The following is a 25,275-nucleotide window of genomic DNA, read 5'->3' on the forward strand; positions in this document are numbered from 1 at the left end:
CGCACGCCTAACATTTCTCACGCAGTTTCAAATGCCTGTGCGTGATACTTCACGAACGCGAGATTTATTTTAGTGAGTGAAAAAATATTTTTTGTGACGCTGCTCCGCTATTGAATGCTCGGAGAAATCTTAGCTGTCGCAGACGATATGGCGTGGCGTCACCCTAAACCGCCGTTGAAAAAGCCGCTTTGTCCCCCAGAAAAATCCTGATACAGTAATTTCCTCTTTCATCACTAAGGAGTGAAGGGCCTCAGCCCTCCCTATGGACTGTCACCGAAGTAACTGTTTTTCCAGGTTTCACCCGCCACCTGCTGGCGTTGCATATGCTGTTCGGCCCTTCGGCCATCTCCCGGTAATCCCATCCCGTCACTTTGCTATTGTCGACTGCGCCCATGCAGCGGCGGCATCGTCACGTTTGAGCGGCGTGCGCTCATTCCCACTTTTCTCTGGAGTCTGATATGGAATTTTTAATGGACCCCTCTATTTGGGCGGGGTTGCTTACGCTGGTGGTGCTGGAAATCGTGTTGGGCATCGACAACCTGGTGTTCATCGCCATTTTGGCCGACAAACTGCCGCCTAAGCAGCGCGATAAGGCGCGCGTCATCGGCCTGTCGCTGGCATTGCTGATGCGTTTGGGCCTGCTGTCGGTGATCTCCTGGATGGTAACCCTGACCACGCCGCTGTTCAGCGTCGGCGATTTCAGCTTCTCCGGCCGCGATCTTATCCTGCTGTTCGGCGGGGTATTCCTGCTGTTCAAGGCCACCATGGAGCTGCATGAACGGCTGGAAGGGCAGACGCACCAGGATGGCGCCAACCGCGGTTACGCCAAGTTCTGGGCGGTGGTGGTGCAAATCGTGATCCTTGACGCGGTGTTTTCGCTCGATGCGGTGATTACCGCCGTGGGCATGGTGAACGATCTGCCGGTGATGATGGCGGCGGTGGTGATCGCGATGGCGGTGATGCTGCTGGCGTCCAAACCGTTGACCAACTTCGTCAACGCGCACCCGACCATTGTGGTGCTGTGCCTGAGCTTCCTGTTGATGATCGGTCTGAGCCTGATCGCCGAAGGCTTCGGCTTGCATATTCCTAAAGGCTATCTGTACGCCGCGATCGGCTTCTCGATCCTGATTGAATTGTTCAATCAGATCGCGCGTCGCAACTTCATCAAGCATCAGGCGCGTCGCCCGATGCGCGAGCGCACCGCGGAAGCGATCATGCGCCTGATGGGGCAGCAGCGCGCGCAGCAGGCGGACGATGAGGTCGCCTTGCCGCGGGATGAAACCTTTGCGGCGGAAGAGCGTTATATGATCAGCGGCGTGCTGACGCTGGCCTCGCGCTCATTGCGCAGCGTGATGACGCCGCGCACGGATATCTCCTGGGTCGACTGCGAGCGCTCCCGTGAGGAGGTGCGCGCACAGTTGCTGGATACGCCGCACAGCCTGTTCCCGGTGTGTCGCGACTCTGTGGATGAGATCGTCGGCGTGGTACGCGCCAAGGATCTGCTGGTGGCGCTGGAGCAAGGGGAAGATATCGCCGAGTTTGCCGCGCGCACGCCGCCGATCGTGGTGCCGGAAACCATGGATGTCATCAAGCTGCTGGCGGTGCTGCGCCGCGCCAAAGGGCGCCTGGTGGTGGTCACCAACGAGTTCGGCGTGGTGCAGGGGCTGGTGACGCCGCTGGACGTGCTGGAAGCGATCGCCGGCGAGTTTCCGGACGAAGATGAAACGCCGGACATCGTGGCGGAAGGCGACGGCTGGCTGGTCAAAGGCGGGACCGACCTGCACTCGCTGGAACAGGCGCTGGCCTGTGACGACCTGGTCAGCCCAACCGCAGACTACGCCACTCTGGCGGGGCTGCTGTTAGCCCACTACGGCCAGATGCCGGTGGTGGGGGACACCATTGAACTGAACCACCTGCGCTTCGATATTGTCGAGGTCTCCGACTATCGCATCGAGTTGGTGCGTGTCACCCGCGCCGTCTTCGACGAACCGGCGCATTCGTAACCCACCCGCCGGAGGCTCAGGCCTCCGGCGGATGATCTTCCGCTTTCCTGACGCGCGATTCGTACTGCTGCAACCACAGCGGGAAAACGTGGATCGGCATCGGCTTGGCGAAATAATACCCCTGCAGGGCATTGACCTCGCGTGAGCGCAGATAGTCGGCCTGTTCCGCCGTTTCTACCCCCTCAGCCACCAGCTTCAGTTTCAGCCGCTGCGCCAGCGTAATGATGGTATCGGTCACCGTGGCGTTGACCGCGTCGGTGCCGATGGCCGCGGTAAACCCGCGGTCGATCTTTAACACGTCCGGGCTAAGGTTCTTCAGGTAGCTCAGCGAGCTGTGGCCGGTGCCGAAATCGTCGATGGCCAGCATGATCCCCATGTCTTTCAGCGTCCGGATCTGGTCATGCTGGATCGCCGACAGCGCGGTGCGCTCGGTCAGCTCCAGCATCAGTGACGGCATCGGATGCGCCGGCAGCCAAATCCGGCGGATATCGTCGATGATGTTGAGCGTTTTAAAGTGTTCGGCGGCGACGTTGATGCTGATGTAGAACGACGGTCGCGGCGGGAACAGCTGCAGATTTTCCGTCACGGTGTTCATCAGATAACGGGTCAGCGGAATGATCAGCTCATGCTGCTCGGCCAGCGGAATAAACACGTCGGGGGAGATCCACCCTTGACGCTTCTTTTTCCAGCGCAGCAGCATTTCGACGCCGGCGCAGCGCCCGGTGTCGCTATGAATGATGGGCTGGCAATAGACGCGGAACTCACGATGGGTGATGGCATGGCCGATGTGATAAGACAGGCTCATACGGTTAGCGGTGAGCAGATAGACCACATAGGCGGCCAACAGGCTGATCAGCAGCGCCAGCGGGATATGGCGCGGCAGTGCGGAAAGCGCCAGCATGCCGATCTGCGGGCCGAACAGCGAAATCGAGAACGGGTATAGCGCAGAGCCGGCGGTGTAGCGCAGATCGTTGGTCAGGGTGTCGCGGCTCAGGATTTCGCGTCGGCCGTATTCCAGGCTGCTGTCAGCCACGTTCAGCACCACGCGCTGAACGTAAGGCTCCTGCGGCTCGAGTAAAAAATTGGACAACAGCTCGATATTAAACACGTGCAGCACGCCACTGGTTTTATCGCGTGGGGATGGCGTCCACATCACCAGCGTGGGCAGGCCTTTGCTCACCGCCAGCGAGGGGCGCAGCGCCAGCCTGGCGTTGCTGTTGACGAAGGTAGGCATGACCGCGGCCAGCTGATAATGACGGGAACCAAACAGGCTGGAGCAGTAAATAATGCCGTTTTTTACCAGCAACATGGCGCGTAGCGCCTGATTCTGCGCGGCGCGAAAGCGCAGGGTCGACGAAACGTTCTCGCAGGGCTGGTCCAGCATGTCCATGCTGCGCTCCGCCTGCAGCTGAGCCGGTGTCAGCAACTGGTTGAGCTTGCCGACGGTGCGGGTGGCCAATGTCTGTTGGCTCAGCTCGATACTTTTGACCTCTTGATAATAACGGGTATACAGCGATACCAACAGAATAGCCGCGCCCACCGCTCCGGCCAGCAGCCAACGGTAATAACGATATCGGGACGCGGCGAGGTGGGTCATCAACATCCGGTAAATCCTTGTTCGGTAATCCAGCCCCGAGTCACGGTCAGGTCATAGATCCTTAAGTTGCGCTCGGCTAATTCTAGCCTGAGGTTATACAAGATTGATGGTAACTCAGTAAATTATTTCGATTTGGCAAAACAGAAGGTCAATTTGCAGGCTAACCGCCGGATCGATGAGAGAAATGCAGGATTTTTTCTGGTGACATTGTCACAAAAAGCGGCCAATGAATTGATTACCCATAAAAAACCCCGCCGGATGGCGGGGTTGTCTGTCAGTCGCATTGCACCTTGATTGCCAGGCCGCCGCGTGACGTTTCGCGGTACTTGGCGTTCATGTCTTTGCCGGTTTCGTACATGGTCTCGATCACCTTATCCAGCGAAACGCGCGGCTCGCTGGTGCGGCGCAGGGCCATGCGGGCGGCGTTGATCGCCTTGACCGAGGCGATGGCGTTGCGCTCGATGCACGGCACCTGCACCTGGCCGGCGACCGGGTCACAGGTCAGACCCAGGTTGTGTTCCATGCCGATCTCCGCCGCCACACAGACCTGCTCAGGGCTGCCGCCCAGCAGTTCGGCCAGACCGGCCGCCGCCATGGAGCAGGCAACGCCGACTTCACCCTGGCAACCGACTTCGGCGCCGGAAATGGAGGCGTTCATCTTGTACAACGCGCCGATGGCGCCCGCCGCCATAAAGTAGCGGATGTAGATATCCGGGCTGACGGACTCGATGAAGTGATCGTAGTAAGCCAGCACCGCAGGCACGATGCCGCAGGCGCCGTTGGTCGGCGCAGTGACCACGCGGCCGCCGGCGGCGTTTTCTTCGTTAACCGCCAGCGCGAACATATTGACCCAGTCGATCACGTTCATCGGATCGCTGGACAGTTTGTCCGACGCCACCAGCATGCGGCGCAGCGCGGAGGCACGGCGCGGTACGCGCAGCGGCCCCGGCAGTACGCCTTCGGTGTTCAGACCGCGATCGATACAGGCGCGCATGGTTTGCCACACGTTGCCGAAGTAGGTCTCGATCTCTTGCTTGCTGTGCAGCGCCAGTTCGTTCTGCATCACCATGCCGGACAGCGACAGGCCGGTCTCGCGGCAGTGGTCGAGCATTTCGCGCGCGGAGTTGAACGGATATGGCATTTGCAGTTCTTGCTCGGCGGCCTTGCCGAAATTCTCCTCGTCGACGATGAAACCGCCGCCGATAGAGTAATAGGTCTTGCTGTACACTTCTTTATCGCCGGCGAAGGCGTGGATCTGCATGCCGTTTTCGTGCAGCGGCAGGTTGTCGCTGCGGAAGACCATGCCGCCGTCGCGAGGGAAATCGACTTCATGCAGGCCGTTGGCCAGCATCAGGCGTTGACGTTGTTCTACATCGCGAATAAAACCCGGAATGCTATCGATATCGACGGTGTCCGGCATGTTGCCGGCCAGGCCGAGAATGATGGCGATATCGGTATGGTGACCTTTGCCGGTCAATGAGAGTGAGCCGTAAACGTCTACGGCAACACGCGTGATAGAAGGCATCAGGCCTTTATTTACCAGATCGTCGACAAACTGTTTGCCGGCTTTCATCGGTCCAACCGTATGAGAGCTGGACGGGCCGATGCCGATCTTAAACATGTCGAAAACGCTAATCACGCTAAAACTCCTTAAAGAGACGTATTGTTATGGCTGCGGCGGTCAAAAACCGCGCAGGGAACAGCGATATTGTAAAAGGGCCGTGCGGGTTCAGCTGCCTTTTTCGCATGAAATTAAATAATCCTTGGTGTCGCTTTTTTTACTGATTACCCGGGGCGAACCCTTGTGCGGGGTATCCGCTTTCGCCCAAGCTCCATTAACGGTAATCGCGCCAGCTTTCCGTGCTGAACGCCGCCGGCTTAATCCCTGTTTCTACAGTGGTTTATCTCGGACGGTGGTATTTTACAGGTATTTCGTAAGGTTTAAGAGAGGGTTTACAGTTTTTTTAAAACCATTCAAACGGAACGGTAGTTGAAAAAGCGATCAAATGAAGTGATATCGATCGCTTTACCCGCCGCGGAGGCCGGCAACCGTGCCAGATTGCGAGTCAGATCACGTAATGCGGGCTAAATACTGACCTGTTGCGCCAGGCGCCGAATGATGGCGGCGGTCAGCCCCCAGATAAACTGGCTGTGATACCAGGAGAGGTAGATGCGGTGGGTATGGCCGGCGCGATGAATATCCAGCGGATAGTAACGCGACAGGGTCAGCGCTTCCCGCAGGGGCATCTCGAACACATCCGCCACTTCGCCTTCATTGGCGTGGAACTGCACGTCCGGCGGGATGAGGCCGACGATAGGGGTAACCTGAAATCCGGTGCTGCTGTCGAGCGGCGCCATTTGGCCGAGGACAGTCACCGCTTGCGGCGGTATCGCCACTTCTTCCTGCGCTTCTCGCAGCGCCGTGACGATCGCCGATCCGTCTTCGGCGTCGGTTTTTCCGCCGGGGAAGGCCACTTGACCGGCATGTTTGCGCAGCGAGTCGGCACGGCGGGTCAACAGCAGCGTCGGCTCGGCGCGGCAGACGATCGGGATCAGCACCGCCGCCGGGCGCACATTGTGCGAAATCTGCGTCGCCTGCGGCAGCTGCAGTTGAAAGCGGCTGATAAAGGCGCGCAGTGAGGCCGGTGAGTTCGATGGGATCACGACAGGGCATACTCCCCTAGCTGCGGTAAAATGCGGCCAACCTTGTCGAAGGTCTCCTGGTATTCCGCCTGCTCCTGGCTGTCCGCCACGATGCCGCCGCCGGCGGAGCAGTGGATGCGACCGTTTTCGGTGACGAGCGTGCGAATGGTGATATTGGTGTCCATGGTGCCGCAGGCGCTCAGGTAACCGATGCTGCCGCAATAGGCGTTGCGGCGCTGCGGCTCCAGCTCTTCGATGATTTCCATCGCTCGCACCTTGGGCGCGCCGGTGATCGAACCGCCGGGGAAGCAGGCGCGCAGCAGTTCGGCCGCCGAGGTATGGTTTGGCAGGGTCGCGGTGATGGTGCTCACCAGGTGATGCACAGCGGGGAACGGCTCCACGGCGAACAGTTCCGGCACCCGTACGCTGCCTGGTTGGGCGACGCGGCCGATATCGTTGCGCAGCAGATCGACGATCATCAGATTTTCAGCGCGATCCTTGGGTGAATCGGCCAAACGGCGAGCCTGCGCGGCGTCCTGTTCCGCGTCCGCCAACCGCGGCAGCGTGCCCTTGATCGGGCGGGTTTGGATGCGTTGCTGCTCCAGCCACAGGAAGCGCTCGGGAGAGACGCTCAGTACGCTGTTGTGCGGCAAGCGCAGGAAGGCCGAGAATGGCGCGCGGTTGCAGGCGCTCAGGCGGCAGAACGCCTGCCATTCATCCCCCAGATAGTCGGCGGAGAACCGTTGTGCCAGATTAATTTGGTAACAGTCGCCGCTGCGCAGGTAGTGCTGAATACGTTGGAACTTCTCGCCGTATTGCCGCCGGCTCATATTGGCGCGCCAGTCGCTCAGCAGCGTGAAAGGGCGTTCTGTAGGCGCAGTTTGGCTATTGAGCCAGCGCCAGCGCTGCTCGACATCGCCATAGCTGAGCAGCGTCAGGGTTTGCAATTGGTGGTCGGCGATCACTGCCCAGTCATAAATGCCCACTGCCATATCCGGCAAGGCGAGGTCGGCTTCGGCCAACTGCGGCAGGGTTTCCACCCGGCGCCCGAGATCGTAGCCGAACAGCCCCAGAGCTCCGCCCTGAAACGGCAGGTCCGGATTAAACGCCGGCTGCCAGCCTTGCGCCGCCAGTTGCTGCTGCAGCAGGGAGAACGGATCTTCCTGGGACTGAATAGTGACGCTGTCACTTTCAATTGTCGTGCCGGCACCGTGGGTGGTGAGTGTAACGCGCGGTTGTGCGACCAGGATATCGAAACGGTTATGCGAATGGTCGGCGAAGCCCGAATGCAGCAGCATCGCCCAAGGTTGCGATGAAAGCGGGGCGAAAAGCGTCATCAGGGCACGGCGGCTGTAGGGCAAAGATTTTATGTTTGGGGCGGTTACGCTCATGAACGTCAATAAACCTGGCTGTGAGGACGGCGATATCTGGCGGCTAGTGTGCCATAGACGGTCACGTCATGCATGTTTTGCCATGCGCGACATGTAGCACAGTTCACATAAACGGCAGTTCAATAAACCTGAAATAAGGCATTTTTTGCGCCATTGATTATACTTCGATATGTTAAAAATTTAACATCAAATGCACTGGAAGCCTATTTATCGAGGGCGCAATACCCGAGAAATATAAAAAAAGATTCGTTAATTTCATAAATTTATTATTTCTGCTTGTTATTAGAAGCGGGAGGGATGTTGTTATGCCCGATTTTAGCCAACGTCGCCGCCCTTTGGAATTAATGGCTTAATTACTCAGCGCTTTTCTGGCGCTGGTTTGAGAAAGAAAGGCCGGTTCGGTCCCATTAGTCACCGCGGGAATTTGCAGGTTTCACGCCTATCCCAAGCGTACGCTGACCGAATGAGTCTTTTAGAAAAATAAAATTATTATTTTGTTACATTATCATTGAAGAGCTGACTATGTCGTTAATGCTGAGCGTGATCGTCCCGATGCACAATGCGGGGGAGTTATTGGAGCCTTTCCTGGCCTCGCTGCTGGCCCAGCGTGAGCAACGGTTGGAGGTGATCATCGTCAATGATGGTTCCACTGACGGTTCGGGAGAGATCGCACACCGTTACGCGGCGGTACATCCGCATATTCGTGTGATCGATCAGGCCAATGCCGGTGTTTCTAACGCGCGTAATGCCGGGCTTGCCGTTGCCCAAGGCAAATATGTGGCGTTTCCCGATGCCGACGACTTGCTGGCGCCGGAGATGTATTCCACGCTGCTGGAACAGGCGGAACAACATCAATTAGACGTGATGCAATGTAATGGCGAACGCTATTTTACCAGCCAAGATGAATTGCAGCTGATTTTTCCTGAGGCGCGTTTGCGCACCACCGACGTTATCACCGGCGTGCAGTGGTTTGAACGTGCGCTGAAATCGCGAAAGTTTATTCACGTTGTATGGCTGGCAATATATCGCCTCGACTTTATTCGCCAGCATCGGCTTTATTTCGAGCCGGGATTACATCACCAGGATATTCCCTGGACGACGGAAGTCATGTTTAATGCCAAACGGGTCAAATATTTAAGTACGCCGCTGTACCGTCAACGGGTGCACGACAAGTCGATCAGTAACCGTCGCCGCATCGGTAAGGCGAACGTGGAGTATCAACGCCACTATATGAAAATCGTCGAAATGCTGGAGCGGCTCAACCAGCGCTATGCGGGCACTGTCGCCATTCGTCCGGCTTTCCATTGGCAAATCACACGCGAAGCGCTGGGCATTTGCCACAGCATTCGTCGTGAGCCGGAACCGGCCGCTCAGAGTCAGATCACCGAAGAGTTCTATCAGCGCGGCATCGACAGAGCGATGTTCGCCAACGCGCGCGGCCTGAAGCAGGGGTGGCATGTCATGCTGTGGCGGCATCGCCTAAAGCAGTGGCGCAACGATAACGGCTGTTCGCAACCGGCCTGAGGCACCAGACGTTGGGATCCGCCGCGTTAGCGCGTATACTCCTTCTCCCTTTTGCCGGAGAGAACGACACATGCATGCAGGTATGCCATTACTGAATCACGCGGAGCAGCAGGAAGCGGCGGATCGCATCCATCAACTGATGGAGCAGGGCATGAGCAGCGGTGAGGCCATTGCTCGCGTTGCGCAGGAAATTCGCGAGAAGCATCAGGGCGCTCAGGTTGCGGTACTGTTCGATGATGAAGACGAGCAGCATGAGGCCGCACCGGAGGCGTCACAGGATGACGATGCTGAAGAAGACGAAGACTATTGACGTTATCGGGGCCGCGCAAGCGGCCCCGTGAGTATCAGCCGTTGACCGCCACGGCGGCGGCGGCTTGTTTCGCTTGCTCCACCGCCAGTTCCGTCGTGCTCGCCGTCGCCAGCGCCACGCCCAGGCGACGCTGCCCGGCGATCTCCGGTTTGCCGAACAGGCGCAGCTGGTTGTGCCCGCGCAGCGCATTTTCCAGGCTGCTGAAACGCACATCGCTGCTGGTGAGCTGCGGCAGGATCACCGCTGAAGCGGAAGGGCCGAACTGGCGGATGGCGCCAATCGGCAACCCGAGAAACGCGCGAACGTGCAGGGCGAACTCGGACAGATCCTGTGAGATCAACGTAACCATGCCGGTATCGTGCGGCCGCGGAGACACTTCGCTGAAGATCACGTCGTCGCCGCAGACGAACAGCTCCACGCCGAACAGTCCGAACCCGCCCAGGGCTTTCACCACCTTCTCCGCGATAGCCTGAGCACGGCTCAACGCCGTGGCTGACATGCGCTGCGGTTGCCAGGATTCGCGATAATCTCCGTCTTCCTGACGATGGCCGATCGGCTCGCAGAAATGTACGCCGTCCACGGCGCTGATGGTCAGCAACGTAATTTCAAAATCAAATCTTACCAACCCTTCGACGATCACCCGGCCGCCGCCGGCGCGTCCGCCCTGTTGCGCGTAATCCCAGGCGCTTTGCAGCTGCTCAGGCGTGCGGATCAGGCTTTGTCCTTTGCCGGAAGAACTCATCACCGGTTTGACGATGCACGGGTAGCCGATGTGTTCGACCGCTTGCCGGAAAGTCGCTTCGCTGTCGGCAAAGCGGTAGCTGGAGGTGGGCAGGCCAAGTTCTTCCGCCGCCAGACGGCGGATGCCTTCGCGGTTCATGGTCAGGCGCGTGGCTTCGGCGCAGGGCACCACGCGGTGGCCCTGACGTTCAAGTTCGACCAGCATGGCGGTGGCGATCGCTTCGATTTCGGGAACGATATAGTCCGGCCGCTCTTGTTCGATAACGGCTTTCAGCGCGTCACCGTCCAGCATATTGATGACGTGACTGCGGTGCGCCACATGCATGGCGGGGGCGTCGGCATAGCGATCGACGGCGATCACTTCCAGACCGAGGCGCTGGCATTCAATGGCGACTTCTTTACCCAGCTCCCCGGAGCCGAGCAACATGACGCGGGTGGCGGAAGGACGCAGGGCGGTTCCAATCGTTAACATAGTTTCGTACCTGGATCGGTGAAAGTAAGCGGATTGATGATCGGCGGGCAGTATATACGAAAACGATTGCGTTCACAGCCGCCACGCCAGGTTTGTTGCTAACTTACTGTTTTTATAACAAGCAGAAATATTTGCCCTGCCTGGGCGATTGTGCGTTAATAAGCGACGGCGAAAGAAGGCCTATATATAGCAAGGTTTTCGCGTCTCGTGCCGTCAAGGCAGGTTTATCAAGTAAAGGAAACACAAATGAGCAAGATCACTGGTCACGTTAAATGGTTCAACGAAAGCAAAGGCTTCGGCTTCATTACGCCTGCCGACGGTTCTAAAGACGTTTTCGTTCATTTTTCCGCTATCGTTAGCGATGGTTTCAAGACCCTGGCTGAAGGCCAGCAGGTTGAATTCTCCATCCAGGACAGCCAACGTGGCCCTGCCGCAGCCAACGTCGTTGCGATTTAACGACTGCGTTGCCAAGAAACCCGCCGCCGGCGGGTTTTTTTATGCCCGCAGCCCGTAACGCCGCCCATCTCTGTTATCATTTACCGCTGATTCGGCGCCAACCTGCGGGCGCGCCGCCATTCCATTCGTCATATAAGAGTTATCGCCGTGAGCACAGTTTCTTTTTCTTCCCTGCCGCTGCCAGCCGAACAGTTGGCCAACCTCAACGAACTGGGGTACGCCGAAATGACGCCGGTGCAGGCCGCCGCGTTGCCCGCTATCCTGCAAGGGCGAGACGTGCGCGCCAAGGCGAAAACCGGCAGCGGCAAAACGGCGGCATTTGGCATTGGCTTGCTGAATAACATCGTCGTTACTCAGGTTGCCACACAGGCGCTGGTGCTCTGTCCCACCCGCGAGTTGGCCGATCAGGTGAGCAAAGAGCTGCGTCGCTTGGCGCGTTTCACGCAAAACATCAAAATTCTGACGCTGTGTGGCGGCCAACCGATGGGGCCGCAGCTCGATTCGCTGGTGCATGCGCCGCACATCGTGGTGGGGACGCCGGGCCGTATCCAGGAACACCTGCGCAAGAAAACGCTGCAGCTGGACGAGCTGAAGGTGCTGGTGTTGGATGAGGCCGATCGCATGCTGGACATGGGGTTCGCCGACGACATCGACGATGTGATCAGCTATACGCCGCCGCAACGTCAGACGTTGCTGTTTTCCGCCACGTACCCGGCAGGCATCGAGCGCATCAGCGCGCGCGTTCAACGCCAGCCGCTAAGCGTCGAGGTGGACGATGGCGAAGCGCAGACCTCCATTGAACAACGCTTTTATGAGACTACGCGCGATCAGCGCCCAGCGCTGCTGGTGTCGGCCATTCGCTATCATCAACCTGCGTCTTGCGTGGTGTTCTGCAATACCAAACGCGACTGTCAGACGGTGCTTGAGGCCCTGGAGGCCCGCGGCATCAGCGCGCTGGCGCTGCATGGCGATCTGGAACAGCGCGACCGCGACCAGGTGTTGGTGCGTTTCGCCAACCGCAGTTGCCGGGTATTGGTGGCGACCGACGTCGCCGCACGCGGGCTGGATATTAAAGAGCTGGAGCTGGTGGTCAACTACGAACTGGCGTTCGATCCCGAAGTGCATGTGCACCGTATCGGCCGCACCGGCCGCGCCGGCATGAGCGGGCTGGCGATCAGCCTGTGCACGCCGCAGGAAATGGCGCGTGCGCACGCGATTGAAGACTATCTGCAGATGAGCGTCCACTGGTCGCCGGTGTCCGAGCTGAGCGGGGCGGCCAACGGCTCGCTGGAGGCGGAAATGGTGACGCTGTGCATCGACGGCGGCCGCAAGGCGAAGATTCGTCCCGGCGATATCCTTGGCGCGCTGACCGGCGACGCCGGGCTGACGGCGGCGGAAGTGGGCAAGATAGACATGTTCCCGGTGCATGCCTACGTCGCGATCCGCAAAGCCAGCGCGCGCAAGGCGCTGCAACAGTTGCAGCAGGGCAAAATCAAAGGCAAAAGCTGCAAGGTGCGGCTGCTGAAATAAGCCGAAGGCGGGCGGCGGTTTGCCTTCCCGCCACGATCTATTTATACTGTACATAATTACAGTGATTTGAGTATTTGAGGACGCACGCATGGCGGTTGAAGTTAAATATGTGGTGGTGAGAAACGGTGAGGAAAAAATGACTTTCGCGAGCAAGAAAGAAGCCGACGCCTACGACAAAATGCTGGATCTGGCGGACAACCTTGGGGAGTGGCTGCTGCAGGCGCCGCTGAACCTGGATGACGAACAGCGCGAAGGGCTGAGCTTCTTCCTGGCGGAAAATAAAGATGCGCTGGGTCTGATTCTGCGCGGCGCATCGCCGGCGGAAACCCTCAAGAAACCGGCGGAAAGCAAAGCGAAAAAAGCGGCCTCTAACCCAAAAGAGGGATCTGCGTCAGAAAAGCAGGCGGCATAATGACTTATGTTGCGGTGTTGTGATGAAAAAGGATCTAAAATGAGCCGTGAAATAACTTTCTTCAGCCGCTTTGAGCAAGACATTCTGGCCGGGCGCAAAACCATCACCATTCGGGATGCCAGTGAGTCGCACTTCGAACCGGGCGAGGTATTGCGCGTCAGTCGCAATGAGGACGGCGTATTTTTCTGCTTTATCGAAGTGCTGTCGGTAACGCCGGTGCGCCTGGATGCGCTGACCGAACGCCACGCGCAGCAGGAGAACATGTCGCTCGGCGAACTGAAGCAGGTGATCAAGGAAATCTATCCGGGCCTGGATGCGCTGTTTGTCATTGAGTTCGTCAAACGGTAACTCTTTGCCGACGCCCTGTTGTGAGCCAGGGATGGGCGCCCGGATAGCGCTAATCACAACGGGAGGACATATGAAAAAAACGGGTTTGGCTATCGCCTTGTTGGCCATGATGGGAGCATCGACGGCGGTGTGGGCGCAGGATCACGAACAGCGCGCCGCCAAGGTAGGCCAGTGTGCGGGTCTGCAACCGGCGGATATCGCCGCCCAGGTCAAGCGCGACTTCTTGCAGAACCGCATTACGCGCTGGGAGTCGGACAAAAAGCTGCTGGGCACCGCAACGCCGATCGCCTGGGTTAGCCCGGATGCCATCAGCGGCAAGGATCAGATATGGCAGGTGCCGTTGACGGTGCGTGGCACCAAGGCAGATAAAACCTACAACGTGACGCTCAACTGCAACACCGGTGAAATCGCCTACAGCGCCCCGCAGTAACGCTTTCCCGGCAATAAAAAGCCCGCCGAGCGGCGGGCTTAATGTCCTCAGACGGTGTCAGTCGCTGAATGGGATCACCAATTCACCCGGTTTCACTTCCAACCCTTTCGCCAGTTTTTTCGCCAGCGCTTCGGTTTTGCTGTTGTCAGGATTCAGCACATAAGCCGGCTTTTGGTCGAAGTAGGATTTCAGCGACTGGTTCAGATACGGCGTCAGCGCTTTCATTACCGTCTGCATTTTTTCCGGCTGCACGCTGTAATCGGTCAGCTCCATGTCCTTCAGGAAAATGGCGCCCTGCGCCCGGTCGTAGACCGGCTGCGCCTTCAGCGTCAGCTTCAGATCCGCGGTCTGCGGGCCGAGAATCGACGTGATGTTGACCTTGGCGTCACCGGAAAGGGTGACTTTACCCGGTTCGCTGCGGCCGATTTGGCTTTGCAACTGAGTCAGCACGATGTTGGCGTCCAGCAGGCCGGGCACGCCGATCTGCTTCTGGTAGTCGTTATGTTTCTGCAGGTAATCATTCACTTCCTGCTCGCTCAGGGTGTACTGGGTCAGTTGATTGCAACCGGCCAATACGCCGGCGAACAGCAGGGCGGCTGCGCCCATCAGGATCTTCTTCATTAATGCCTCATTGCGACTGCTGGCGAAAAGTGCTGCAGATAATTGATTAATCATTATAAACGTTCCGCCTGCGCGTGAAAACGGCAGGCGGCGATGTGCAGAGGATAGTGCGCGCAAAAGCGGGCGACACCTATCGGATAACGCCGAAAGCGTCAGCGCCGCAATCGCAGCGCCAAGAGGATCACGCCGGCCAGGCAGGCCGCTCCCCCCAACAGCGGGAACAGCGGAATGCCCCACAGCTGCAGTGAGGAGTGCATCAGATAAGGCGCCAGGCCCAGGGCAAAAGCGGCGGTGACAATGGCGATAGCCAGGGTGACGGCGGCGCGTTCCAACGCCTTGCTCAACTGGCCGAGATTACTGACGTTGATATCGGCATTGAGCTGCCCGCGTTTTAGGCGGCGCACCAACAGCCGCAGGGTTTGTGGCAGTTCTTCCCCGGCGTCGAGCGCTTCCCCGCCCAGGGCCAACAACCGCTGGCGCACGGCGTCAGGGGCATAGCGTTGCAGCACCGTTTGTTGCAGCATCGGTTTGAGGGTGGCGACGATGTCGAAGGCCGGATCCAATCGGTGCAGCACGCCGTCGGCGGTGATTAACGCCTTGAACAGCAGCACCAGATCGGGCGGCAGCGCCAACTGGTGTTCACGCGCCATCACCAGCAGGTCGGTCAGAGCCTTGCCCAACGTCAGGGTGGTGGCGGCCTGTTTGTCGAGAAAGTTTTGCGCCGCCAGCTCCAGATCCATCAGATCCAGCGGCTCGCTGTCCGACCAGGCGATCAGCGTGTTGACGATGCCTTCGGACTGACGTTCGGCAATGGCCTGCAGCAGCAGGAGCAGCTGGTTGCGCCGCCGTTCGGACAGCTGGCCCACCATGCCGAAGTCGATGAAGCCGACGCGGTCGCCGCTCAGCGCCATCACGTTGCCGGGGTGCGGATCGGCGTGATACAGCCGGTGCTCCAGCACCATGCTCATAAAGGCGCGGGCGCCGCGCTGCGCCAGCAGCGGGCCGTCAAAGCCCGCTTCCGCCAACTGCCGGGGGTTCTCCGGCGCGGTGCCGGGCAAGTACTCCTGCACTAACAGACGTGGGGAAGACCATTGCCAATAGATTTTGGGCACGACCACGTCGGGTTCACGCGCGAACATGCCGGCGACGCGATCGCAGTTATGCCCTTCATGGGTCAAATCCAGTTCATGATTGAGCGCCGTCGCTAGCGCTCTGACCATCTGCCGTGGTCGATAGCGCGCCAGCGCCTGACTCTGCTGCTCTACGGTTTCCGCCAGCGAGGCCAGCAGCCGCAGATCGGCGTGAATGGTTTTCGCCAGGCCGGGCCGCAGCACTTTCACCACCACTTGTTCGCCGCTGTGCAGGCGCGCACGGTAGATTTGCGCCATCGACGCCGCCGCCAGCGGTGTGCGATCGAATTCAGCAAACAGTTGCTCGGGATCATCGCCGAGATCGGCAACGATCTGCGGCGCCAGCGTTTCCCATGGCAGCACCGCCGCCTGGCTGTGCAGGCGATCCAGTTCGTCGGTCCAGGCCGGATCCAACAGGTCAGAACGCGTGGCCAGGATCTGGCCGAATTTGACGAAGGTTGGGCCTAGCGCCTCGAGCGCTTCGCGCAGCCGCTCGGGCAGGGTTTGTGCGTCCAATTGGGCGGGTTCAGCGCGGGCGCCGCGCAGCAAAGCCCCCAGGCCTAGCAGACGCAGAACGTCTTGCAGGCCGTAACGAATCAGAACGGAGGTAATTTCCTTCAGCCGCGCCCGATCGCGAGCGGTGGCGAGCACCATTTTCAGCATCAGTACGCCATATCCTTTGGGTTATTCAAACGTTATTGTTCCATGTCCAGCAGCAACGGCACTTCGCTGCGTTGCGCCATGCGGTTGCGGTAGGTTTCCACGTTGTCCGGCAGAGCAACCCCGGCGACGATCGACAACGAGCGCAGCAGCGGGAACAGGTGGATATCGTCCTCGGACAGCTCGCCGTTTACCGCTTCGGCGGAGACGATCAGCGGTGACAGGGTTTGCAGATCGGCCTCCAGCTGGGCGATCAGATCGGCGCTGTTGGCGAGATGCTCGGCGAAATCACCGATTGACGCCTGCTTTTTATCGATAAAATAACGGCGGGCGCTGTCGGTGGCGAACTCTTCGAAATCGGCATGCGCAATACGCGGCAACAGCAATTTTGCGCTGTACTCGCCGACCCGCTGCAGCCACTCGGCAATGGCGGGGTTGGTGCGGCCGGTCAGCACCGGCTTGCCGTCCAGGTTATCGACATAGCGTACGATATCCAGGCTTTCCGGCATCGCTTCGCCGTTGTCTTTGACCAGGATAGGCACCATTTTTTGGCCGATCAGGTTGAGCGGGGTCGTCTCATCGTCGTTGAGCAACGTGACCAGGCGAATCGGCAGACGTTTCAGGCCGAAAATCATGCGGGCTTTAACGCAGAATGGGCAATGATCGTAAATGAACAGTTTCATGCTTGCTCCGGGTTGTCAGGTTTTAACAGCAATAGTTACCACAGCTTATCGAGGCTGTCTTGACGTGCGTGTGTTGGATGGTGCGTTATTGCGATATTGCCCGCGCACCGGCGCGGGCTAGGGGGCGTTATTTCTTGGCCGGTACCGAGTTGAGCACATCGATCAGGTGAATGCGAGCTTCTTCCAAGTCGATTTTGTCACGTTCGTTGGTGGCAGTGACGACCTGCAGCTGTTTGATAATATCGTTTTTCAGGCCGGCGTCGCTGGCGAGGATATGGGCCAGAGCCTTTTCCACCAGGGTGGAACGCGCATAAATCATGCGCAAGTTCAGTATCATATGTTCGAGTAGTTGCGGTAATTTTGCTTCTTCGTTCATGCCGACGGGCTCCTGTGGGTGTTTTTACTAACAGGATAGCAGCTGTTGCCGATTCGGCCGGATTTCTATGGCGTTAACCGCCGCGCAGCATCATCGATGCACTGCGCCGCGGGCTGAACTGCCAGTACAGCGCCAGCAACGTAGCGAAGCCCACGGCTCCAAGCAGCAACCAGGGTAACTCCGGCATGTTCATCGTCCGTCCGGTATCGTACATCCAGCCGCCGCCGGTGTAACCTAACGCGCCACCCAGCGCCAGACCAAGGCGGCTGAAGCCCATATAGCTGCCACGCGCACGTGGATCGGCCAGCGAAGCGCTCAGCGTCTCGCGCGCCGGTTCGGCGATGATCGATCCCAGATAGAAGCAGCAGATCAGCGTGAACACGCCCTGCAAGCTGGTGGCGAGACCGATCGGCAACAGGCTGAGCGTCATCAGCAACAGGCCCGCCATCAGGCGCTGCTCAAGCCGGAAGTGTTTTTCTCCCCAACGCGCCAGCGGATAGAGTAGCGACAACGACAGCGCCGCTTCAATCGCATACATCCATTTCACCGCCGCCGGTGAGCCGGCGATTTCGTTAACCACGATCGGCATCATCAGCATCACCTGTACCGCCAACATGTAATAACCGGTCAGCGTCAGGACATAGGTGAGGAAGCGGCGATCGCGCACGACCCGCAGCATGCCTTCCTTCATCGGTATACGCACGGTAGAGATGCGGTAAGCCGGCAGTAGCCAAGCGTTCCAGCCAGCGGCGAGCACGAAGATCGCCGCCCCCATCCAGCAGACAAAGTGGAAATCGTACTGCAGCAGCCAACTGCCGAGCAGCGCGCCGACCACCGCACCCGCGCTGTCCTGCATCATCAGCAGCGAGAAAAAACGGCCGCGTTCATGCGGGCGGGTCAACTTGATTACCAAAGCGGTGCGCGGCGGATCGAATAACGTGCCGCCCAGGGCGGACAGCGCGCAGGAGAACCACAGGATCCAAGGCTCATCCGCCATCGCCATGGTAGCGAAACCGGCGGCGCGCAGCAGCATGCCGGTGACGATCATCGGCTTGGCGCCGAAGCGATCGGCGATGGCGCCGCCAAAGATGCCGAGCCCTTGTTGCAGCAGCTGGCGCAAACCCAGCGCGATGCCGACGATCAGCGCCGCCCATCCTAATTGATCGACAAAGCGGATCGAAATAAGCGGGAACACGACAAAGAAGCCTAAAACCACCAGCAGGTTGTCGAGCAACAGAAAATATTTACCCAAGCTGCGCGCTTGCGACACCAGAGACATGCATCACCATGAGCAATTAAGAGAGAGGGGGAAGGCAACCCCACCATTCTCTACCCAATTGCCGGACGGCGACAGGGGCGGAGTAGATAATATTTTTTTATCGTCAAGGTGTTACTTGCGCTGCAAAATAGGCGGAAAAACGCTGTAAAACGCGTATTCGGTGATTTACTGAGCGACCGGGATTTTACCTCGAGGGCGGGCTACGGTTATATTGAATGCAGGGAAGTGCGGTTCTGAGGCGCTATTGGCTAAATAAAGTCATGGCATTAGATCGGCACCGGATAATTAACCATGCGACTTCCCAATAAATACTTCTTATCGAACCGTTTTGACTGCGGGGGAAATGATGTTCGGCTACCGCTCTGCATCGCCAAAAGTACGTCTTACTACCGACCGGATGGTGGTCCGTTTAGTGCATGAACGGGACGCCTATCGTCTGGCGGATTATTATGCCGAGAACCGAGCCTTTCTCAAACCCTGGGAGCCGGTGCGCGACGAAAGCCACTGTTATCCTTCCGGCTGGCAGGCGCGTCTGGGCATGATCGCTGAAATGCAAAAGCAGGGCAGCGCCTACTATTTTATCCTGCTCGATCCGCAAGAGCAGGAAGTGCGCGGCGTGGCGAACTTCAGCAACGTGCTGCGCGGTTCGTTTCACGCCTGTTTCCTCGGTTATTCGCTGGGGGAGAAATGGCAGGGACAGGGGCTGATGTTCGAAGCCTTGCAGTCCGCCATCCGCTATATGCTGCGCCAACAGCGCATGCACCGCATCATGGCCAACTATATGCCGCACAACCAGCGCAGCGGCGCATTGCTGACGCGTCTGGGATTCGAACGCGAAGGTTACGCCAAGGATTACCTGCTGATCGACGGCCAGTGGCAAGACCACGTTTTGACGGCATACACCAATAAAGAGTGGCTCCCCCCACGTTGAGGCCAAACGATGAAATATGAATTGAACGCCAGAGAGGCTCGGGTTATCGGCTGCCTGTTGGAAAAACAGGTCACGACCCCGGATCAATACCCGCTTTCGCTGAATGCCATTACGCTGGCATGTAACCAAAAAACCAACCGTGAACCGGTGATGGATCTGAGCGAAAGCGAAGTGCAGCAGCTCCTCGATCTGTTGCTGCGCAAACATTTCCTGCGCACCCTCAGCGGGTTCGGCAACCGGGTAGTGAAGTACGAACAGCGGTTTTGCAACTCCGAGTTCGGCCAACTGAAACTTTCGCCCGCCGAACTGGCGGTGATCGCCACCTTACTGCTACGCGGCGCGCAAACGCCCGGCGAGCTGCGCACCCGTACCAATCGGATGCACGAGTTCAGCGATGTCAGCGAAGTCGAACAGGTGTTGCAACAGCTGGCCACGCGAGAAGATGGCCCGTTCGTGGTGCGCCTGGCGCGTGAGCCGGGCAAGCGCGAAAGCCGATTCATGCATCTGTTCAGCGGCCAGATTGATGAAGCGCCGCCCGCGGCGTTCGAACCCGAGGACGACGGCGAACTGAGCGCCAGGGTTAGCGCATTGGAAAGCGAAGTGGCGGAACTGAAACGGCAGTTGCAACACCTGTTGGTGAGGGATGCGAATGACTAAATTGCGTGTAGGCGTGGTGGGATTGGGCAGTATCGCGCAGAAGGCTTACCTGCCAATCCTCGGTCAGGCGGCGGATTGGACTCTGGTGGGCGGTTTTTCGCCCAATCAGCAAAAAGCGCAGCCGCTGTGCGACAGCTACCGCATGGCCTGTTTCTCTCGGTTGGACAGCCTGGCCGAACAGTGCGACGCGGTCTTTGTTCACAGCAGCACCGCCAGCCATTTTTCGGTAATAGGCGAGCTGCTGAACCGCGGTGTGCACGTTTACGTCGATAAACCGCTGGCGGAGACGCTGGAGCAGGGCGAGCAGTTGCTTGAGTTGGCCGAGCGGCGGGGCAAAACGCTGATGGTGGGGTTCAACCGCCGTTTCGCACCGCTTTACCGGCAGCTCAAGCAGCAAATGAATCAGCCGGCCTCCATTCGCATGGATAAACATCGGGCGGACAGCGTCGGCCCGCGCGATCTGCGTTTTACCCTGTTGGATGATTACCTGCATGTGGTGGACACGGCGCTGTGGCTGGCGGGCGGAGGCGAGCAACTGCTGAGCGGCAGCGTGCGCGCCAACGCCGCAGGCAAAATGCTGTACGCCGAGCACCACTTCGCCTGCGGCGACACGCAGGTGACGACCAGCATGCATCGCCGCGGCGGCAGCCAGCGCGAAAGCGTGCAGGCGGTGACCGACGGCGCGCTGTATCAGTTGACCGATATGCGCCACTGGCTGCGTGAAGATGCGCAGGGCGAGTTGGAACAACCTGTGCCGGGCTGGCAAAGTACGCTGGTGCAACGCGGCTTCGACGGTGCGGTGCGGCATTTCCTTGATGCCGTCGCCAATCAGAGCGCGCCGGAAACCGGCGGCGAACAGGCGCTGTTTGCCCAGCGGGTGGTCGAGCGTTTGCTACGGGATAACTCTATGTAACATATGGCGGTAGCTATTCTTTTCCGGATGCGTAAACTGAGCCGATTGTTTCACTGACGCCTGCTGTTGCAGGCGTTGATATTTACGGTACCTATCAGACAACCACATGAACCTACTCAAATCCTTGGCTGCCGTCAGCTCGATGACGATGTTTTCGCGGGTGTTGGGCTTTGCCCGCGATGCGATCGTCGCGCGGGTGTTCGGGGCCGGCATGGCAACGGACGCCTTCTTCGTGGCGTTCAAACTCCCGAATCTGTTACGCCGTATCTTTGCCGAAGGCGCGTTTTCGCAGGCCTTCGTGCCGATCCTGGCCGAATACAAAAGCCAGCAGGGCGACGAGGCGACACGCACGTTTATCGCCTATGTCTCCGGGCTGCTGACGCTGGTGCTGGCGGTGGTGACGGTACTGGGGATGTTGGCCGCGCCCTGGGTTATCTATCTCACCGCGCCGGGCTTTACCGATACGCCCGACAAGTTTGCCCTGACGTCGGCGCTGCTGCGCATCACATTCCCCTATATTCTGTTGATCTCGCTGGCGTCGCTGGTGGGGGCGATCCTCAATACCTGGAACCGCTTCTCGATCCCGGCCTTTGCGCCAACGCTGCTTAACGTCAGCATGATTGGCTTCGCGCTGTTCGCCGCGCCGTATTTCCACCCGCCGGTGCTGGCGCTGGCCTGGGCGGTGGTGGTAGGCGGCGTGCTGCAACTGGGCTACCAGCTGCCGCACCTGCGCAAGATCGGCATGCTGGTGCTGCCGCGCCTCAAATTGGGCGATGCCGGAGTCTGGCGGGTAATGCGTCAGATGGGGCCGGCGATCCTTGGGGTGTCGGTCAGCCAAATATCGCTGATCATCAACACTATCTTCGCATCGTTCCTGGTATCCGGCTCGGTGTCCTGGATGTACTACGCCGACCGCCTGATGGAATTTCCTTCTGGCGTGTTGGGTGTGGCATTAGGCACCATCCTGCTGCCGTCGCTGGCCAAAAGCTTCTCAAGCGGCAACCACGACGAGTATTCGCGCCTGATGGATTGGGGGCTGCGCCTGTGTTTTCTGCTGGCGTTGCCGAGCGCCATCGCGCTGGGCATTTTGGCCAAACCGTTGACCGTCTCGCTGTTCCAGTACGGCAAGTTCAGCGCCTTTGACGCGGCGATGACGCAACGCGCGCTGGTGGCTTACTCGGTGGGGCTGATGGGGCTGATCGTGGTTAAAGTGCTGGCGCCGGGCTTCTATTCGCGGCAGGACATCAAAACGCCGGTCAAGATCGCTATCATCACGCTGATCATGACGCAGGTGATGAACCTGGCGTTTATTGGTCCGCTGAAGCATGCCGGCCTGGCGCTGTCGATCGGCTTGGCGGCTTGCCTGAACGCCTCGCTGCTGTATTGGCAGCTGCGCAAGCAGAAGATTTTCCAGCCACAGCCGGGTTGGGCGCTGTTCCTCACTAAGCTGGTGATCGCCGTGCTGGCGATGTCGGCGGTGCTGATTGGCGTGATGTGGCTGATGCCGGCTTGGGATCAGGGCAATATGCTGGAACGTTTGCTGCGTTTGGCTGCGGTGGTGGTGGCCGGTGTGGTGGCCTACTTTGGCGTGCTGGCCGGGTTGGGCTTCCGCCCGCGTGATTTTGCGCGCCGCGTCGCCTGAGTCGAATGCAAGAACAAAAAAAGGTCGCCTTGGCGACCTTTTTACTTTCCGCGCGGTGCGGCTTACATGCGTTCGACGGTTTCGATGCCCAGCGTATCCAGGCCGGTTTTCAGCGTTTTAGAGGTCAGCAGCGCCAGCTTCAGGCGGCTCTGACGGGTTTCTTCGCTGTCGGCGTTCAGGATCTGGCAGTGCTCGTAGAAGCTGGAGAACAAGCCGGCCAGATCATACAGGTAGCTGCACATGACGTGAGGCGTGCCTTCACGTGCAACGGTGGTGAGCACCTCTTCGAACTGCAGCAAGCGGGTAGCCAGCGCAATTTCACGCTCTTCGGTCAGCGTCAGCGGCAGTGTCAGGCTGCTTTCGTCGATCCCGGCGCGCTTGAATACCGATGCCACACGGGTATAGGCGTATTGCATATAAGGCGCGGTATTGCCCTCGAAGGCCAGCATGTTGTCCCAGTCGAAGACATAGTCGGTGGTGCGGCTTTTCGACAGATCGGCGTATTTCACCGCGCCGATGCCGACCACGCGGGCCACGGTCTTCATTTCATCTTGCGGCATGTCCGGGTTTTTGCCGGCGATCAGCTGTTCGGCGCGTTCGATGGCTTCATCCAGCAGATCGGAGAGCTTCACCGTGCCGCCCGAGCGGGTTTTGAACGGCTTACCGTCTTTGCCCAGCATCATGCCGAACATGTGGTGCTCCAGCGAGACGGACTCCGGCACGTAACCGGCCTTGCGCACGATGGTCCAGGCCTGCATCAGGTGCTGATGCTGGCGGGAGTCAATGTAATACAGAACGCGGTTGGCGCCCAGAGTTTCGTAGCGATACTTGGCGCAGGCGATATCGGTGGTGGTGTAGAGGTAGCCGCCATCCTTTTTCTGGATGATGACGCCCATCGGGTCACCGTCCTTGTTCTGGTATTCGTCGAGGAACACCACGGTGGCGCCTTCGCTTTCCACCGCCAGCCCTTTGGCTTTCAGATCGGCGACGATGCCCGGCAGCATCGCGTTATACAGGCTTTCGCCCATCACGTCGTCTTCGGTCAGCGTGACGTTCAGGCGGTTATAGGTCAGCTGGTTTTGCGCCATGGTGATGTCGACCAGCTTGCGCCACATTTTCAGGCAGTACTGATCGCCGCCCTGCAGCTTCACGACGTAAGCGCGCGCGCGCTCGGCGAACTCGGCGTCTTCGTCGTAGTGTTTCTTGGCTTCGCGATAGAACTGTTCCAAATCGGACAGACCCATATCGCTGGCATTTTCGTTCTGCATTTTTTCCAGGTAGGCAATCAACATGCCGAACTGAGTGCCCCAGTCGCCGACATGGTTGGCGCGAATCACTTTATGGCCCAAAAACTCCTGGGTACGCGCCGCGGCGTCGCCGATGATGGTGGAGCGCAGGTGGCCGACGTGCATCTCTTTCGCCACGTTCGGCGCGGAATAGTCGATAACGATGGTTTGCGGTTCAACCGGCGCAATGCCCAGCTTCGGTGCGTTCAGCACCTGATCGGCCTGGCGGGCGACCCAATCGCTGTTCAGGAAAATGTTGATAAAGCCGGGACCGGCGATTTCCACTTTACCGGCGACGTCGCCGAGATCCAGCAGTTGCACCACTTTTTCCGCCAGCTGACGGGGCGGCATGCCCAGCTTTTTGGCGACTGACATCACGCCGTTGGCCTGGTAATCGCCAAACTGCGCCTTGGCGGAAGGGCGGACCTGCGCTTCGCAATCGGCTGGCGCGCCAGCGGCGATCAGCGCCTGGCTGACTTTATCTGAAAGAAGAACCTGAATATTCACCGGGTTACCTTAATGACGAACGAGGGGCTGAAGCCAGCCCCTGCGGGATTCAACGGTGGCGGGCGCGATGGGCGACCGCCACAAAACAGCCTGTAATTGTAACCGATCTGACGAAGCCCGTCAGCAGTTGGCGCGGCCGCTGCGATGAAACAGTTGTCGGGTGCGGCGCGTTGATTGCCGGAAGGTGAAAGCAGAATGACCTGAACAGAATGTACGAAGGGGAGAGTTGCGAAGCTAGCGTTTTTTATTGCGGCGACCGGCATCCAGCGTGTTGACGCTGCGTGATTTGAAATGACGGTAGATGGCGTATACGGCGATAATTATCAACACCAAGGATATCGTCAGCAATAACATAATGATCATCTCGAATTTAAATTTCCTCCAAAGTAGCGGAGTTGTCTTGGTGAATCAATTGTCTGGGGGTAAATTAAGATAATCCTTAGCTTCCCATCAATTAATGGGGTTTATTTTCTTTTTTTACAATAGGTTGTGCTTATGGTTTTATGTGACTTCGATAAGTGAATCAGGTTTGATTAAACCAGACTATTCAATCGACTTGACCAATGGAGTGCAGAGAGTTTTGTGCAAAATAACTTAAATCATAACGTCATGAAGAGAAGGTATAATGGCTTGCGAAAAATCTTATTTTTTATTTTTCTGTTGCTTTAATAAGCTGTCATCTTAATAAGAAACTGGTTTTTATTCTCCCCGTCCGCAACCAAAAGTCATTCTG

23 protein-coding genes are annotated in these 25,275 nt (G+C 58.5%); 12 read left to right on the plus strand and 11 right to left on the minus strand.

The features are described 5' to 3' along the window. Positions 1–458: 458 nt before the first annotated feature. Positions 459–2,003, plus strand: coding sequence for a TerC family protein (locus ACMGGK_RS09370; protein ID WP_016927405.1), 1,545 nt, complete (start codon positions 459–461; stop codon positions 2,001–2,003). Between the two features lie 16 nt (positions 2,004–2,019). On the opposite strand, the gene ACMGGK_RS09375 is transcribed toward ACMGGK_RS09370, so the two are convergent. The 4 genes from ACMGGK_RS09375 to pabB form a co-directional block, all read right to left on the minus strand. Then, entirely contained in the window at positions 2,020–3,606 is a 1,587-nt protein-coding gene (locus ACMGGK_RS09375) for an EAL domain-containing protein (protein ID WP_049299168.1), read from the minus strand. Between the two features lie 268 nt (positions 3,607–3,874). Beyond that, positions 3,875–5,239: an L-serine ammonia-lyase gene (gene sdaA / locus ACMGGK_RS09380; RefSeq protein WP_004927589.1), complete on the minus strand. Its 1,365-nt coding sequence runs from the start codon at positions 5,237–5,239 to the stop codon at positions 3,875–3,877. A 446-nt stretch (positions 5,240–5,685) separates the two neighbouring features. Continuing rightward, positions 5,686–6,264: a CoA pyrophosphatase gene (locus ACMGGK_RS09385; protein WP_049299169.1), complete on the minus strand. Its 579-nt coding sequence runs from the start codon at positions 6,262–6,264 to the stop codon at positions 5,686–5,688. Next, positions 6,261–7,634 carry an aminodeoxychorismate synthase component 1 gene (gene pabB / locus ACMGGK_RS09390; protein WP_049299170.1) on the minus strand — a complete coding sequence of 458 codons (1,374 nt, stop codon included), beginning with the start codon at positions 7,632–7,634 and terminating at the stop codon, positions 6,261–6,263. Before pabB ends, ACMGGK_RS09385 begins: the two co-directional genes overlap by 4 nt. Positions 7,635–8,156: 522 nt before the next feature. On the opposite strand from pabB, the gene ACMGGK_RS09395 reads away from it, so the two are divergent. Beyond that, a complete protein-coding gene (locus tag ACMGGK_RS09395; protein WP_028127489.1) occupies positions 8,157–9,158 on the plus strand; it encodes a glycosyltransferase in 1,002 nt (333 codons plus the stop codon). Positions 9,159–9,228: 70 nt separating this feature from the next. Further along, positions 9,229–9,468, plus strand: coding sequence for a YoaH family protein (locus tag ACMGGK_RS09400; protein WP_028127488.1), 240 nt, complete (start codon positions 9,229–9,231; stop codon positions 9,466–9,468). Between the two features lie 34 nt (positions 9,469–9,502). On the opposite strand, the gene purT is transcribed toward ACMGGK_RS09400, so the two are convergent. Next, the gene (purT, locus tag ACMGGK_RS09405) at positions 9,503–10,681 is read right to left on the minus strand and encodes a formate-dependent phosphoribosylglycinamide formyltransferase (RefSeq protein ID WP_049299172.1); all 1,179 of its coding nucleotides are present in this window, start codon (positions 10,679–10,681) and stop codon (positions 9,503–9,505) included. A 246-nt stretch (positions 10,682–10,927) separates the two neighbouring features. On the opposite strand from purT, the gene cspE reads away from it, so the two are divergent. From cspE to yebF, 5 genes are all read left to right on the plus strand, one after another. Next, a complete protein-coding gene (cspE, locus tag ACMGGK_RS09410) occupies positions 10,928–11,137 on the plus strand; it encodes a cold shock-like protein CspC (RefSeq protein WP_004927572.1) in 210 nt (69 codons plus the stop codon). A gap of 147 nt (positions 11,138–11,284) precedes the next feature. After that, complete coding sequence (gene dbpA, locus ACMGGK_RS09415; RefSeq protein WP_350024215.1) at positions 11,285–12,667, plus strand: ATP-dependent RNA helicase DbpA; 1,383 nt, start codon at positions 11,285–11,287, stop codon at positions 12,665–12,667. Between the two features lie 88 nt (positions 12,668–12,755). Next, complete coding sequence (locus ACMGGK_RS09420) at positions 12,756–13,079, plus strand: YebG family protein (protein WP_016927414.1); 324 nt, start codon at positions 12,756–12,758, stop codon at positions 13,077–13,079. 39 nt (positions 13,080–13,118) lie between these two features. Beyond that, on the plus strand, positions 13,119–13,427 hold the full coding sequence (gene yqfB, locus ACMGGK_RS09425) for a N(4)-acetylcytidine aminohydrolase (RefSeq protein ID WP_004927562.1): 309 nt from the start codon (positions 13,119–13,121) through the stop codon (positions 13,425–13,427). 70 nt (positions 13,428–13,497) lie between these two features. After that, positions 13,498–13,857 (plus strand): protein YebF, encoded by a 360-nt coding sequence (gene yebF / locus ACMGGK_RS09430; RefSeq protein WP_016927415.1) that lies wholly within the window; start codon positions 13,498–13,500, stop codon positions 13,855–13,857. A gap of 57 nt (positions 13,858–13,914) precedes the next feature. Here the strand turns inward: yebF and ACMGGK_RS09435 are convergent, their stop codons facing one another. The 5 genes from ACMGGK_RS09435 to mdtH all read right to left on the minus strand — a co-directional run bounded on the left by ACMGGK_RS09435 (position 13,915) and on the right by mdtH (position 18,606). Further along, positions 13,915–14,478, minus strand: coding sequence for a lipoprotein (locus tag ACMGGK_RS09435; protein ID WP_016927416.1), 564 nt, complete (start codon positions 14,476–14,478; stop codon positions 13,915–13,917). 152 nt (positions 14,479–14,630) lie between these two features. Further along, positions 14,631–16,271, minus strand: a complete 1,641-nt coding sequence (locus ACMGGK_RS09440; RefSeq protein WP_143778213.1) for an ABC1 kinase family protein — start codon at positions 16,269–16,271, stop codon at positions 14,631–14,633. A 32-nt stretch (positions 16,272–16,303) separates the two neighbouring features. Then, on the minus strand, positions 16,304–16,951 hold the full coding sequence (gene grxB, locus ACMGGK_RS09445) for a glutaredoxin 2 (RefSeq protein ID WP_049299174.1): 648 nt from the start codon (positions 16,949–16,951) through the stop codon (positions 16,304–16,306). A gap of 127 nt (positions 16,952–17,078) precedes the next feature. Next, the gene (locus tag ACMGGK_RS09450; RefSeq protein ID WP_016927419.1) at positions 17,079–17,327 is read right to left on the minus strand and encodes a hypothetical protein; all 249 of its coding nucleotides are present in this window, start codon (positions 17,325–17,327) and stop codon (positions 17,079–17,081) included. 73 nt (positions 17,328–17,400) lie between these two features. Next, on the minus strand, positions 17,401–18,606 hold the full coding sequence (gene mdtH / locus ACMGGK_RS09455; RefSeq protein ID WP_143778212.1) for a multidrug efflux MFS transporter MdtH: 1,206 nt from the start codon (positions 18,604–18,606) through the stop codon (positions 17,401–17,403). Positions 18,607–18,952: 346 nt separating this feature from the next. Between mdtH and rimJ the strand changes: the two genes are divergently transcribed. From rimJ to murJ, 4 genes are all read left to right on the plus strand, one after another. Beyond that, entirely contained in the window at positions 18,953–19,537 is a 585-nt protein-coding gene (rimJ, locus tag ACMGGK_RS09460; RefSeq protein WP_028127485.1) for a ribosomal protein S5-alanine N-acetyltransferase, read from the plus strand. 9 nt (positions 19,538–19,546) lie between these two features. Continuing rightward, positions 19,547–20,194, plus strand: coding sequence for a YceH family protein (locus ACMGGK_RS09465; RefSeq protein WP_016927422.1), 648 nt, complete (start codon positions 19,547–19,549; stop codon positions 20,192–20,194). Beyond that, a complete protein-coding gene (locus ACMGGK_RS09470; RefSeq protein WP_420276848.1) occupies positions 20,187–21,107 on the plus strand; it encodes a Gfo/Idh/MocA family protein in 921 nt (306 codons plus the stop codon). Before ACMGGK_RS09465 ends, ACMGGK_RS09470 begins: the two co-directional genes overlap by 8 nt. A gap of 106 nt (positions 21,108–21,213) precedes the next feature. Continuing rightward, on the plus strand, positions 21,214–22,749 hold the full coding sequence (gene murJ, locus ACMGGK_RS09475) for a murein biosynthesis integral membrane protein MurJ (protein ID WP_028127483.1): 1,536 nt from the start codon (positions 21,214–21,216) through the stop codon (positions 22,747–22,749). 62 nt (positions 22,750–22,811) lie between these two features. On the opposite strand, the gene argS is transcribed toward murJ, so the two are convergent. Further along, positions 22,812–24,542: an arginine--tRNA ligase gene (gene argS, locus ACMGGK_RS09480; protein WP_016927425.1), complete on the minus strand. Its 1,731-nt coding sequence runs from the start codon at positions 24,540–24,542 to the stop codon at positions 22,812–22,814. Positions 24,543–25,275: the final 733 nt, after the last annotated feature.

Source organism: Serratia sp. BNK-33-b (genome assembly GCF_048684565.1).
GTDB classification, from domain to species: Bacteria; Pseudomonadota; Gammaproteobacteria; order Enterobacterales; family Enterobacteriaceae; genus Serratia; species Serratia marcescens.